Genomic DNA, 13,136 nt, shown 5'->3' with positions numbered 1-13,136 from the left:
GTGGGATTATTGTGAAAAAAACATTAAAACAATTAGCTGCATGGTTAAATGAGGATATGTCGGCTTACGATGATACTGTTGTATCAGGAATTTCCATTGATACAAGAACAATTCAACAGGGAGATTTATTTGTACCATTTCGTGGTGAGCATACGAATGGACACCGGTACGTGACTCAGGCATTTGAAAAAGGTGCGGGTGCTTCACTTTGGCAAAAAGATGAACCTAATCCGCCAGACGGTATACCTTTATTGTTTGTGGATGACCCAGAGATAGCCTTGCAGGAAATGGCACGAGCTTATCGACTTGAACATAAAGCTAAATTTATTGGTATTACTGGCTCTAACGGTAAAACATCAACAAAAGATATTTTAGCGGGTACGCTCGCACCATTTTTTAAAGTTCAAAAGACCATTGGTAATTTTAATAATCAACTAGGTTTACCGATTACCATTTTACAGCTTGATGAAGATACAGAGGTAGCAGTCCTTGAAATGGGAATGAGTGGATTTGGCGAAATTGAATTTTTAACGAAGCTTGCTCAGCCGCATATGACGGTTATTACAAATATTGGTGAGGCGCATATGCAGGACTTAGGCTCCCGCGCGGGTATCGCACAGGCAAAGTTTGAGATTATTCAAGGAATGCAGCCAGAGGGTCTATTATTCTATGATGGAGATGAACCATTGCTACAGGAGTTAGTGGCTAAAGAACAGCATATAAATGCAGTAGCGTTTGGACTAGAGCCAGATAACCTTTTATATGCGGATCATATTCATGCTAATGCTAATGGTAGTAGCTTTACTACCCACGGAATGATAGAGGGTGATTTCTTTATTTCTGTACTTGGAAAGCATCAAGTAAAAAATACTTTGATAGCGATGTTAATTTCTAACCAACTAGGTTTAAATAATGAGCAAATTCGTACATCCTTAGAGCATGTCGTATTAACAGATATGAGGATGCAACAAGTCCAAGGAACAAATGGTGCGTTATTTATTAACGATGCTTATAATGCTGCCCCAACCTCTGTAAAAGCAGCAATTCAATTTATCGCTACATCAACAATTCGACCTGAGAAATGGCTTGTATTAGGGGATATGTTAGAACTTGGGCCAGATGAACAGCGTTTCCATGAAGGGCTAGCGGAGTATATAAATGAGCAAGAAATCGATTACGTTTGTCTATTTGGAGCTCGAATGACTCATCTTTATGAAGTATTAAAAGAGGACTTTGAAGCAGATCGATTGTTATATACCGAAGATGATTACACAGCTATTATTGAAAAACTAGAACTTGCTAATGAGTCATCTATCGTTTTACTAAAGGGTTCTCGTGGTATGAAATTAGAGAAAATTTTACAAGCTTTTACGTCATAGTTTTTATTGAATCGGTGGGATAAAATGCTCACCGATTCATTCGTGAAAGAGGTTTTTGTTAAACGAGGTGAGGATTTGTCAATAGGTGTACTATGCATACATGGGTTTTCAGGTGGTCCCTATGAGATAGAGCCGTTTACAACATACTTACGGACACATACAGATTGGCTCATAGTAGAACCAACATTATCGGGGCATGGTGAAGCTTTGCACATGGATGGATTTACGGCAAAGCACTGGTTAATGGATGCAGAGCTAGCCATACGGTCATTAGCTAAAAAGGTAGAAGAGATCATCGTTGTAGGATTTTCAATGGGGGGCATCATAGCTTTATACTTAGCAAAACGTTATAAGGTAAAAAAGCTAGTATTATTAAGTGCTGCTGCAAAATATGTCAGCCCTAAGCAACTGGTAAAGGATTTCAAACTGCTTGCTACAGATGCTTATCATCATAATTTAACGAATAATGAGCTGTTCTTACGTTATCGGCATAAGTTTAATAATGTCCCATTAGCTTCAACAATTGAATTTATGAAATTGGTTAAAATAGTGGAACCGTATTATCAGCATATCCAAATTCCAGTGTTTATTGTGCAAGGGAAACAGGATGGAATTGTACCATTTAACACAGCGCAATTTCTTTATGATGAATTAGCGTCTAATCATAAAATTTTGTATTTTTCTGATAATGGAAGGCATCATATATGTCTTGAGGAAGATTGCTCAGAATGGTTTCCGCGGGTTTTGCTATTTTTAAAAGGCACATGAAGTAGTCAGATTATTACGACTCATGCGTTATCGTTGCATACGTATTAAAGCCATGTTAGACTAGTGTAAGCAATGGATACATTTTGTGCGAAGACTCTTCATATTTGGTTGAAGAGTACTTTTTTTTGAACACAACGGTTTTATTCTAAAGTGAATAATTACGACAGAATCGAACCGCTCGGTAAAGACCGGGCTTTCCTTTTCATATAAGAGAGCTCTATATGAACAATCATGTAGAGAGAATTTTTAAGTAACGGAAACGTTCCACTACACAGGCTCGAATTTGCCGACAACTTCATCTGAAAATGTAACCATTTGTCAACTTAAAAGGAAAAAAAGGAGATTGAGAAGTTTGACAAATTTTTCAGAATTAAATATTAGCGAATCTACATTACGCTCTGTAAAGCGTATGGGATTTGAAGAAGCAACACCAATCCAAGAAGGTACTATTCGTTTTGCAATTGAAGGCCGCGATGTATTAGGTCAAGCGCAAACGGGTACTGGTAAAACTGCCGCTTTCGGGATTCCACTAATTGAAAAAATTGACCCAAAAAACCCTAATATCCAAGCATTGGTTATTGCTCCAACTCGTGAACTAGCTATTCAAGTATCTGAAGAGCTTTACAAGATTGGCTATGATAAACGTGTGAAATTATTATCAGTTTACGGTGGGCAAGAAATTGGCCGTCAAATCCGTGCACTGAAAAATAGACCTCAAATCATTGTTGGTACGCCAGGACGTATTATTGACCATATTAATCGTCGTACGTTAAAATTAGAAGATGTGCAAACATTAGTACTGGATGAAGCTGATGAAATGTTAAATATGGGCTTTATCGATGATATTAATGCCATCCTAGAAAACGTTCCTTCAGAGCGTCAAACATTACTGTTCTCAGCAACAATGCCGCCAGCAATCCGTAAAATTGCTGAAACATTTATGCGTGATCCAGAAATCGTAAAAATTAAAGCAAAAGAATTAACTGTTGATAATATTGATCAATATTTCGTTAAATCGGCTGAACGTGAAAAATTCGATGTTTTATCTCGTTTATTAAATGTTCACCAACCAGAACTTGCTATTATCTTTGGTCGTACAAAACGTCGTGTAGATGAGCTAGCACAAGCTTTATCAATTCGTGGCTACCTTGCTGAAGGGATTCATGGTGATTTAAGCCAAGCTAAGCGAATTTCTGTATTGCGTCAATTTAAAGAAAATAAAATTGATATCCTTGTTGCAACGGATGTAGCGGCACGTGGTCTTGATATTTCTGGTGTCACACACGTATACAACTTCGATATTCCACAAGACCCTGAATCTTATGTTCACCGTATTGGTCGTACTGGTCGTGCAGGTAAGTCAGGTCTTGCTGTTACGTTTGTAACGCCACGTGAAATGGGTTACTTACGTATCGTAGAAGAAACTACGAAGAAACGTATGACTCCACTTCGTCCGCCAACATCAGATGAAGCATTAGTAGGTCAACAACGATTAGCTCTAGATACTCTTGAGGGTCTTATTGCTAATAACAACTTAGGTGATTACCGTACACTTGCGTCAGAAATACTTGAAAATCATGATGCAATTGATGTTGTAGCAGCTGCTCTTCGCTCATTAACAAAAGAGCCAGATGATACACCGGTAACAATTTCAGAAGAACGTCCATTACCAATGCGTCGTGAACGCTCTAGCAGTAATCGCGGCGGTGGAGATCGTGGTCGCGGTGGTAATCGTAACTACGGAGGACGTCGTGACTCTCGTGGTGGAGATCGCCGTAATAGTAGTAGCAGTAGCCGTCGTGAAGGTGGTCGCCGTGAAGGAGGCCGTCGTGAAGGTGGACAAGGTCGTTCTCGTTCTCCTCGACGCCACGAAGATTAATTCTCGTAAGTGGATATTTAAACCTTGCAGTCATACTGGCTGTAAGGTTTTTTTTCGTATATAGTTGAAACAAAACAGTTATTTATTCCGTATAACCTAATATAGAAAAAGAGGAGGAACGACAATGAGAGCTCAACCAGTGCATCAAATTTCCCGTAAAGGGTTAACTGTATGGCGTTTATATGGGGTCATACAAACAGTGGTGCTATTAATAGCAGCAGGGATCGCGGGCTATGGTACTTATTATTTTGAATGGCCGACGTTTATTTACTACATAGCTGGGGCAATTGTAATATTAAGTGCCATACTGTCAATTTTTATTTTTCCTAAAATTAGATGGGAACGTTGGAGATATGAGGTGAGGGAACATGAAATTGAAGTTCAACATGGCTTATTTGTAGTAAAACGTACACTCATACCAATGGTTCGCGTCCAACATGTTGATACGACACAGGGACCGATTTTAAAGAAATATGATTTAGGTAACATATCAATATCAACGGCAGCAACCGTACATACAATTCCTGCACTTATCATGGACGAAGCAGATTCACTTCGTGCTCGTATCTCTGAATTAGCAAGGGTGGCGGAAGATGATGTCTAAGGAGATTAATCGTTTACACCCTATATCAGCAGTAATTACGAGCGTCAAAGCATTAAAAAGTATGATTTTACCTATTGCAATCATTATCATAACTAACGGTTTTAATTTCTCGCTAAATTTCCGTAGTGATCATTTTTTTGATACCATTTTACTCTTTGGTGTTTGGGGTGTAGCCGCACTCCTTGCATTGATTGGAGGCATTATAAAATGGCGGACATTTGTTTATTGGTTTGAGGATGGAGAACTCCGCATCAAATATGGATTGTTTGTTAAAAAGAAGCGTTATATTCCCTTTGAACGTATTCAAAGTTTGAACTACAATGAAGGGATTTTCCACCGCATTTTTGGGTTGGTCAAAGTTCAAGTTGAAACAGCGGGTAGTAAAGGTGGCAAGCCTGAAGTAGAGCTTACCGCAATTCGTAAAGAAGCAGCAGATGTTATTGAATTAGAAATGCGTCGTGCCAAAAATGAAATAGTAAATCAACAACATGAAGAACAGACGGAGGTCGTAGATCATTCGATTTCTACGCCAGCTATTTACCATATGTCCATGCGAGACTTACTAGTGTTGGCCACAACCTCTGGTGGGATTGGTGTTGTGTTATCTGGTCTTGCTGCTATCGCCTCGCAGTTTTCAGATATTATTCCTTATGAAACTGTTTTCCATGAGTTGGCTGATTTTATCAAAGTCGGGGCCTTTTTAGTAGCGATATCGATTATGTTAATTTTAATAGTTGCCTGGGTTGTTTCTGTCCTCATTACCCTTATTAATTACTTTGACTATACAGTCCGTATCGAAGAAGATAAGCTGATTATTACTAAAGGACTTTTAGAGAAAAAGCGTATAACTTTGCCTTTAAATCGTATTCAAGCTATTCGTATTGTTGAGAATCCATTACGCCAATTAACAGGCTTTGCAACGGTTGTTGTTGAGAGTGCGGGGGGGAACGGTGAAGAAGGGAAGGATAAAAAAATTACCTTGTTCCCACTCATTAAGAAACATGATTGTATGCAGACATTAGAGGATCTTTTCCCAGATATGAATTGGAATCCTTCCTTCATTCGATCACCTAAAAAGGCAAGACCTTTCTTTTATCGCATAGATTTTATTTGGCTTGTCCCTATTATTGGAGCTTGTAGTTATTTCTTCTATCCGTATGGTCTATTGTCATTGTTACTGATTCCATTAACGATAGTACTCGGGATTTGGCAGCATAAAACGGCAGGCTATCAAATCGATGGAAAGCAGCTGGCTTTACAATATAGAGTATTCAGTCGAATAACATTGATAGTGGAGAAAAAACGTATACAATCTATGGGGAGTACACAATCGTATTTTCAAAAGAGAAAAAATGTTATGTCTATAAAAGCGACAGTCATGTCGGGAGCATCAGGTACAACTGGCAGTGTTTCAAGCCTGGAACAACAAGATGCTGAAACGATATTATCGTGGTATGAACATTAAATGGAAAGCTAATCCTTTTAAATTTTATAAAGGATTAGCTTTTTTACATACAAATATTTGGAAATAGTGTTTATAATAAAATAAATAGAACAAAAGGGGTGGGGACTATGTTTAAATATGATTTGAATGAAGACGCTTATTTGAAATTATTGGATTTAAGTGATGTTCATGATTTATTTGCATTGACTGATCGTTCAAGAGATACATTACGCGAATGGTTACCTTTTGTAGATAGTGTTCAAACAATTAAAGATACAGAGGTGTTTGTAAAAAAGGCTATGCGACAATATGCTGATAACAAGGGTATACAGGCTGGAATTTATTATAATGGACAGCTGGCGGGTGTCATTGGTTATCATCAGATCAATTGGCAGCATAAATGGACAAGCATTGGTTATTGGTTAGGGAATGAGTTTGTTGGCAAAGGGCTCGTAACAAATTCAATGAAAGCATTCATTGACTATGCCTTTCATTATTTGAGGTTACATCGTATTGAAGTAAGGGTAGCGGTTGGGAACATTCGTAGCCGTACGATTCCAAAAGTGTTGGGTTTTCATGAAGAAGGTCGATTGAGGGATGCGGAGTGGCTGTATGATCATCATGTAGACCAAGTCGTTTATGGTTTAACGGCAGCTGAATGGAAGAAAATTAAGATGACCAATGAAGCTACGGTTGTCCTATAAAAGGGGATTCATATCAAAAGGAGCAGTACCATGGAATCTAATGATCGTTCATGGTGCTGCTCCTCTTTTCATTATGATCTACCAGCCATTTTTTGTTTGCGCCAGCTTAAAATTCTTTTTGGGTGCAAATAGATAAGCCCTAGAATAAATCCAGTGACTAGCCCACCTAAATGTGCAAAAACGTTTACATTCGGTTGAAGAAAAGTCATAATGACACTGATGATGATGATTGGTAAAATAAGCTTACGAAGCATTGGCATTGTTTTACGAGTATAATACACTAATGCTCCAAAAGCACCAAAAATTCCAAAAATAGCCCCACTTGCACCAAGACTCGCATAGCTACTATCGTAGAATATGTAGGTTGCCATGTTGCCTACAATACCCGATACTAAATAAATTGTAATAAAACGGGCTTTACCTGCAATTTTTTCAAGCTCTGGTCCAAAGAGATATAAGGAAAACGTATTAAAAAACATATGCATAAATCCTGCATGTAAAAACATAGCAGAGAATACACGCCACCACTCACCTTTTTGAATCAGGAAATTCGCTTGAATTCCGTAATTCCACAAAAGAGTTCCTACACCGGGTAAAAGAGACAATACATAAAGAATTAAATTGATTGCTATTAACGTTGACACAACAGGGTAATACTTTGTATATTGCTTAAAATTTTCTGTTCTACTAAACATGGCTCCACCTCAATTTACAATTATTATACATGCCTTGTTGGAAATAGGTAAAGGAGAAGGTCACATGATTAAGGGAATTGGTCTTGATATTGTAGAAATAGACCGTATTGAAAAAGCGATGAAGCGTACAGATAAATTTAAAGACCGCATTTTAACAACAAGGGAAAAAATTTTATTTGATAGTTACTCAGAAACTCGTAAGGTAGAATTTTTAGCAGGGCGATTTGCTGCCAAAGAAGCATTTTCGAAAGCGATGGGTACTGGGATAGGGGAACAATGTAAACTACATGATATGGAAATATTACGCGGAAAGGCTGGAAATCCTGTTTTATATTTTAAGGAAGAGCTTGCCCATGGTTTTGTTAGTATTACGCATTCCAAGCAATATGCAGCTGCTCAAGTAATCTTATTAGAATAGGGATGAAGTTGTCTAAAAAGGTTGGTCAGTAAATTTAAATATATTGCCTTTTCTACAAATGACATAACTGACAAATATGGTTCATATATTGTCGTAGTGGATTTGAAAGAAGAAAGGGTGAAAGCGTGGGCAACCGAATAGTTAAATGGCTCGTCTTATTTTGTACAATATTACTTCTGTCGGCATGTGGTACAGCCTCACAGGAAAAAGTGTTGAAGAAAGTGAATGGTAAATGGGGAGAGACAAATGGCTATGAATTAAATGCTACGATGGAGATTAAATCTGGTGGTGAGCCTAGAAATTATAATGTAACAGTTTGGCATACTAAACCTGATTTCTATCGAGTAGAAGTCATGGAAAGTGGAAAAGATGTTTCTCAAATGATTGTGCGTAATGCGGATGGCGTATTTGTTGTGACACCAACATTAAACAAAATGTATAAATTCCAAAGTGATTGGCCTAAGAAAAATAGTCAAGCTTATCTGATAGGAGCTCTAGCAGAAGATTTAGCAGAAGATAAAAATCTTGTCATGAAAGAGGAAGAAAAAGCATATATATTTGAAGCGGCTACTAGAAATAGCTATAAAAATAGTATGCCTCATCAGGTCATTACAGTAGATAAGAAAACATTATTACCAACTTCTGTTGTTATTATGAATGATGTGAAAGAAGAACAAATTCGAATTACATTTAAGAAAATCAAATTAGGTGTGCAACATGCTGCCAAAGAGTATGCAGTTGAGCAATTTACAGATAAAGATAACACGAAAGGTGAACAAGCTACACCAGCTGAAAAAGATGGTAAAGAAGAAAAAGAAGACAAAGAAGCAGTTGGTGCAGATGTAGAGTACCAAGAGTTCCAAACTAGCTACCCAGTATTGAATTGGGCCCAATTGGCGAATGAAAAAGTGGTTCAAGAAAGTGGGATGGAACGCGTTATCTTAACATTTGAGGGTGAAAAAGCCTTTACAGTTATGCAGCAGCCAGTGACAAAGGAAAACTCTATGCTACCAGTATCTTCACCAGGTGATCCAGTTGATTTAGGTTTTACAATAGGTGCGATCACAGATACTTCAATTAGTTGGGAAAAAGATGGTGTTGAATTCTTTGTAGCGTCCAGTAAATTAACGCGTGAAGAAATGATTGAAGTTGCTACATCCATGACGATAAGTAGTATGAAGTAACTTTACTAGCTACAGCTTTCTAGTTGAAGAAAGCTGTAGCTTATTGACAATATAAAAGTTTGTGGTTTAGAAAATGTTAAGTGATTGCCTTTAAAGTAAAAGTCTCACGACTAATAAACGTAAAATTGTACAAGCTATATAAAAAATATGTATGTAATACATAATGTTTTAATAAAAAATAAAGAGGGTATTCTTATGAAGACACAGCAATATTTTCGACCAACGAAAGCAATGATTGATTTACAAGCAATCCAACAAAACATTAAAAACTTAAAAAAATTTATACGACCTAATGTTCAAATAATTGCAGTAGTAAAGGCGAATGCATATGGTCATGGAGATGTAGCCGTAGCACAGGCAGCTCTTGAGGCTGGTGCCACAATACTTGCAGTGGCCACGCCTGATGAAGCATTACATATTCGAGCACATTTTGAAGAACCAGACATACTAATATTAGGTGCATCTCCAGTTTCTTTTGCTCCTATCGCAGCTCAACAGCGTATTATGCTTACTGTATATGCAAGTGAGTGGGTACAGCAAGCAGCACCACTATTAGCAAAGGAAGCGGAACCTTTGCAACTACATATAAAAGTAGATAGTGGTATGGGTAGAATTGGCATTCGCTCTGAGCAGGATTTGTTAGCATTGTATCAAACAATTGAGTCTATTGATAATGTAGAGCTGAATGGAATATTTACGCATTTTGCAACAGCGGATGAGAAAGATACAACTTATTTTGATGAACAAGTACAATTTTTTGAAAGTTGTTTAGCGGTGATGCCGAAAAAGCCACTACTTGTGCATGCATCTAATACAGCAGCTTCATTAGTTAAGGATTCTAACTTGCAGTACGATGCTGTTAGATACGGGATTTCAATGTATGGTTTATCACCTTCCTCCTATGTAGAAAGTATACTACCCTTTGCCTTACAACCTGCATTTTCACTTGAAAGTGAACTTGTTCATGTAAAGGAAATAAAAAAAGGTGAATCTGTAGGCTATGGTGCAACATATGTTGCGCCATCAAATATGTGGATTGGAACTATTCCAATAGGCTATGCAGACGGTGTTATCCGTAAGTTAGGAGGACAAGAAGTTTTAATTGATGGACAGAGAATGCCGATTGTTGGACGAATTTGTATGGACCAATGTATGGTTGCCCTTCCAAAAGCATATGCTATAGGTGAGAAGGTAACACTTATTGGCCAACAAGGACAGAACAGGATTTCGATCGATGAATGGGCAACTAAGCTTGAAACCATTAACTATGAAATACCATGCATTATCACAGCAAGAGTTCCTAGAATATACTTTTAATGAACACACTTATGCCAATATATTATAGCTTTCAATTTTTGCCAGTATGAAGAATTTGGTTAATTAATGAGCACTGGAGATTTTATTTCTTTTCCAAATGTTAGATAGATGGATCATAACTGGTAATAAGTTGCAATAATAATTATTCGTCATATACCTTCGACAGCCAACATATTTTTACAATTTGCACTTCAAATTGTCAGATATTTTGTCATTTCATGTCTTTTCAACAATATCTTTCAATGATAGAATGGGAAGTAATGAAAAGTGTATGGTTCCGTTGGAGGTGCTTGCTGTGTACGATAAAAAGTTAAGAGAAGCTACAATTGCTGTTCAAGACAGATTATTTCTACAAACAAAGGAAGTAATTGAAGGTGAATCTTTTGTGCGTTCTTTAGCGCGCAAAAATTTAATGCAGGAGCAACCAAATCAAATACGGGAAGCTATGATTAAAGGATATGTTGAAATGTCTCATATTAATTTAATGATCGCGAGTGAATGCTTGCATGCAGAATATGAAGCACAACATATGGTGGAGCGTCTCGTAAGCGGGGGATGACACTTTGAATGTAAAACGTGGTGACGTTTTTTTTGCAGATTTATCACCGGTAGTAGGCTCTGAACAAGGGGGTACTAGGCCGGTGCTGATTATTCAAAATGATATTGGCAATCGATTTAGTCCGACTGTCATCATCGCGGCTATCACTGCACAGATTCAAAAGGCAAAGTTACCGACACACGTTGAAATCAATGCTGAAAAGTATGGTTTTGAACGTGATTCGGTTATTTTGCTAGAACAAGTGCGGACAATTGATAAGTCAAGATTGACAGATCGTATTACACAACTTGATCATGCAGTAATGGAAAAAGTTGATGGTGCGTTGATGATCAGTTTAGGTCTAGTTAAATTTTGATATACATATGTGTATAGAAAGCATTGGGATAAGTGATATCTCGATGCTTTTTTTATTTATTTATTCATCAGATTTTGAAACACCTATTTCATTAGAACGTAGGAAGAGGGTTGAAATGTTTGATGTGGGCAAAAAATCTCACCGTCAGTATGCTAGGACGTATTTGATAAATGGTAGAAAAAGAATTAAGATATACACAAGATTTTTAATAAAAATAGATTATTGAAAAAATTCTTAAAGGTATATGAAAATATACATAGAATATTCCATTTATAAATTCGATATAGTTTGTGTGTAATATGTCGAATAAAAGTATAAGGGTATTACTCCGTAAGGAAATGGAGGGACAGCAGTGACAAGTAAGTCTTCGGTTGAAATTATTACAGAGTGGGATATTATTGCAGCAAGACAACTGGGGCGTAATGAGGCAAAGGCACTTGGATTTGGCACTGTTGATCAAGCTCGTATAACCACAGCTATTAGTGAATTGGCAAGGAATATCTATTTATATGCCAGAATAGGTATAATTGAAATTGAAAGAATTGAGACAGAAACTGAAAAGAAAATAGTAATTGTTGCAACTGATCAAGGACCTGGAATTAAGGATATCCGTAAAGTAACAGAAGATGGTTATTCTACTTCGGGGGGCCTCGGTGCTGGCCTTCCAGGCGTTAAGAGATTGATGGATAGCTTACACATCCAATCTGTCATGGGAGAGGGTACAACAATAAGAACCGAAAAATGGCTGCGTTAGGACGTGAAGAAATTGAAACAATTAGAAGCTCAGTATAAAAATATATTGTCAGATTATATGATGAATCAAACAGAAAATAATTTATATATTGCTCAAAATTTCACACGTCAATTAATTCAAAAAAGCATAGCCCCTGAGGATGTTGTTAGTATTCATAAAAATGCTGTGGAAGCATTATTTCCTAATCGAAATGATGAATCTCAGCCAGCATATGATTTTCTTATTGAAGTTATGGTGCACTATGGTATGGCACATCGAGAGCATCAAAGCTTACTTCAAAAACAGGCCGAATATGAATTGGAAATGAGGATTGCGACTAACATTCAAAAGACCCTATTAAAATCAGATGTGCCCGAGCTACAAAGTATTGATATAGGAATGATTTCTGTTCCTATTCGTAAAATGAATGGTGATTATGTTCATTTTTTTCATGATGGAGAAGAATATTTAAGTATGGCAGTAACTGATGTTGTAGGCAAGGGAGTACCTGCCGCTTTATGTATGTCTATGGTGAAATATGGACTTGAGACATTGGGTTATGCCTATAAAGATCCTTCATATGTTTTAGAAGTCATTAATAGGGTAATAGAAAAAGGTGTTGATGATAGTATGTTTGTTTCTATGTTCTATGGCTGCTTAGATATTCGCCAAAACATATTTTCCTATGCTTCTGCAGGACACGAACCGGCTTTACATTATAGGGCTAAGCAAGATGAATTTGTTCCATTAGAAGCTAAAGGCTTATTACTAGGTGTGTTGTCAGAAACCAAATATACATTTCATGAAATTGTCTTAGAGGAAGAGGATTTAATCATCATGATGACCGATGGCGTAACAGAATTTAGAGGGCAGGATGACTTAAATTCAAGAGATATTATTGCTACAGTCATAAAAGAAAATAAGTATTTATCAGCTCAACAATTATGTCTGCTTCTATATAGAGAGATAGAGAAAGTACAGAATTTTAAACTGAGTGATGATTTTACTGTAGTTATTTTTAAAAAAATTTAAAAATAGGTTTACGTTTTAATGAAACAGGGAACAGAAAATAGTCTAACAAATATGGTGGAGGTGTG

At 37.0% G+C, this 13,136-nt stretch carries 14 protein-coding genes; 13 read left to right on the top strand and 1 reads right to left on the bottom strand.

Annotation, left to right across the window (positions count from 1 at the left end; all coding sequences use genetic code 11):
- Positions 1 to 11 precede the first annotated feature (11 nt).
- From A2J09_RS16645 to A2J09_RS16620, 6 genes are all read left to right on the top strand, one after another.
- Positions 12 to 1,379 (top strand): UDP-N-acetylmuramoyl-tripeptide--D-alanyl-D-alanine ligase, encoded by a 1,368-nt coding sequence (locus tag A2J09_RS16645; RefSeq protein WP_012295796.1) that lies wholly within the window; start codon positions 12 to 14, stop codon positions 1,377 to 1,379.
- A gap of 75 nt (positions 1,380 to 1,454) precedes the next feature.
- Positions 1,455 to 2,147 (top strand): alpha/beta hydrolase, encoded by a 693-nt coding sequence (locus A2J09_RS16640; RefSeq protein WP_031416489.1) that lies wholly within the window; start codon positions 1,455 to 1,457, stop codon positions 2,145 to 2,147.
- Positions 2,148 to 2,499: 352 nt separating this feature from the next.
- Complete coding sequence (locus tag A2J09_RS16635; protein WP_012295794.1) at positions 2,500 to 4,026, top strand: degradosome RNA helicase CshA; 1,527 nt, start codon at positions 2,500 to 2,502, stop codon at positions 4,024 to 4,026.
- Between the two features lie 124 nt (positions 4,027 to 4,150).
- Positions 4,151 to 4,630: a PH domain-containing protein gene (locus A2J09_RS16630; RefSeq protein WP_012295793.1), complete on the top strand. Its 480-nt coding sequence runs from the start codon at positions 4,151 to 4,153 to the stop codon at positions 4,628 to 4,630.
- Complete coding sequence (locus A2J09_RS16625) at positions 4,623 to 6,095, top strand: PH domain-containing protein (RefSeq protein ID WP_012295792.1); 1,473 nt, start codon at positions 4,623 to 4,625, stop codon at positions 6,093 to 6,095. Before A2J09_RS16630 ends, A2J09_RS16625 begins: the two co-directional genes overlap by 8 nt.
- Positions 6,096 to 6,202: 107 nt before the next feature.
- Complete coding sequence (locus tag A2J09_RS16620; RefSeq protein ID WP_012295791.1) at positions 6,203 to 6,778, top strand: GNAT family N-acetyltransferase; 576 nt, start codon at positions 6,203 to 6,205, stop codon at positions 6,776 to 6,778.
- Between the two features lie 71 nt (positions 6,779 to 6,849).
- Here the strand turns inward: A2J09_RS16620 and A2J09_RS16615 are convergent, their stop codons facing one another.
- Positions 6,850 to 7,473 carry a rhomboid family intramembrane serine protease gene (locus A2J09_RS16615; protein WP_036162360.1) on the bottom strand — a complete coding sequence of 208 codons (624 nt, stop codon included), beginning with the start codon at positions 7,471 to 7,473 and terminating at the stop codon, positions 6,850 to 6,852.
- A 64-nt stretch (positions 7,474 to 7,537) separates the two neighbouring features.
- On the opposite strand from A2J09_RS16615, the gene acpS reads away from it, so the two are divergent.
- The 7 genes from acpS to A2J09_RS16580 all read left to right on the top strand — a co-directional run bounded on the left by acpS (position 7,538) and on the right by A2J09_RS16580 (position 13,071).
- Entirely contained in the window at positions 7,538 to 7,891 is a 354-nt protein-coding gene (acpS, locus tag A2J09_RS16610) for a holo-ACP synthase (protein ID WP_036162359.1), read from the top strand.
- A 125-nt stretch (positions 7,892 to 8,016) separates the two neighbouring features.
- Entirely contained in the window at positions 8,017 to 9,075 is a 1,059-nt protein-coding gene (locus A2J09_RS16605; protein WP_012295787.1) for a LolA family protein, read from the top strand.
- Positions 9,076 to 9,270: 195 nt separating this feature from the next.
- Positions 9,271 to 10,392, top strand: a complete 1,122-nt coding sequence (gene alr / locus A2J09_RS16600) for an alanine racemase (protein WP_036162357.1) — start codon at positions 9,271 to 9,273, stop codon at positions 10,390 to 10,392.
- 295 nt (positions 10,393 to 10,687) lie between these two features.
- Positions 10,688 to 10,951, top strand: coding sequence for a hypothetical protein (locus A2J09_RS16595; RefSeq protein WP_036162355.1), 264 nt, complete (start codon positions 10,688 to 10,690; stop codon positions 10,949 to 10,951).
- A 4-nt stretch (positions 10,952 to 10,955) separates the two neighbouring features.
- Positions 10,956 to 11,306 (top strand): type II toxin-antitoxin system PemK/MazF family toxin, encoded by a 351-nt coding sequence (locus tag A2J09_RS16590; RefSeq protein WP_008177055.1) that lies wholly within the window; start codon positions 10,956 to 10,958, stop codon positions 11,304 to 11,306.
- A gap of 352 nt (positions 11,307 to 11,658) precedes the next feature.
- Complete coding sequence (locus A2J09_RS16585; protein ID WP_012295785.1) at positions 11,659 to 12,060, top strand: anti-sigma regulatory factor; 402 nt, start codon at positions 11,659 to 11,661, stop codon at positions 12,058 to 12,060.
- A gap of 12 nt (positions 12,061 to 12,072) precedes the next feature.
- Positions 12,073 to 13,071 (top strand): PP2C family protein-serine/threonine phosphatase, encoded by a 999-nt coding sequence (locus tag A2J09_RS16580; RefSeq protein ID WP_036162353.1) that lies wholly within the window; start codon positions 12,073 to 12,075, stop codon positions 13,069 to 13,071.
- Positions 13,072 to 13,136: the final 65 nt, after the last annotated feature.

Origin of the sequence: Lysinibacillus sphaericus (assembly GCF_001629735.1) — a bacterium.
GTDB lineage: Bacteria > Bacillota > Bacilli > Bacillales_A > Planococcaceae > Lysinibacillus > Lysinibacillus pinottii.
Note: the sequence above shows the minus strand (reverse complement) of the source record. Positions and strands in the feature narration are given on the sequence as shown.

Bases quoted from the DNA above. Each gene is read 5' to 3' on its own strand.
- A2J09_RS16630 (WP_012295793.1), top strand. From the start codon at position 4,151: ATGAGAGCTCAACCAGTGCATCAAATTTCCCGTAAAGGGTTAACTGTA.
- A2J09_RS16625 (WP_012295792.1), top strand. From the start codon at position 4,623: ATGTCTAAGGAGATTAATCGTTTACACCCTATATCAGCAGTAATTACG.
- A2J09_RS16620 (WP_012295791.1), top strand. From the start codon at position 6,203: ATGTTTAAATATGATTTGAATGAAGACGCTTATTTGAAATTATTGGAT.
- A2J09_RS16615 (WP_036162360.1), bottom strand. From the start codon at position 7,473: ATGTTTAGTAGAACAGAAAATTTTAAGCAATATACAAAGTATTACCCT.
- acpS (WP_036162359.1), top strand. From the start codon at position 7,538: ATGATTAAGGGAATTGGTCTTGATATTGTAGAAATAGACCGTATTGAA.
- alr (WP_036162357.1), top strand. From the start codon at position 9,271: ATGAAGACACAGCAATATTTTCGACCAACGAAAGCAATGATTGATTTA.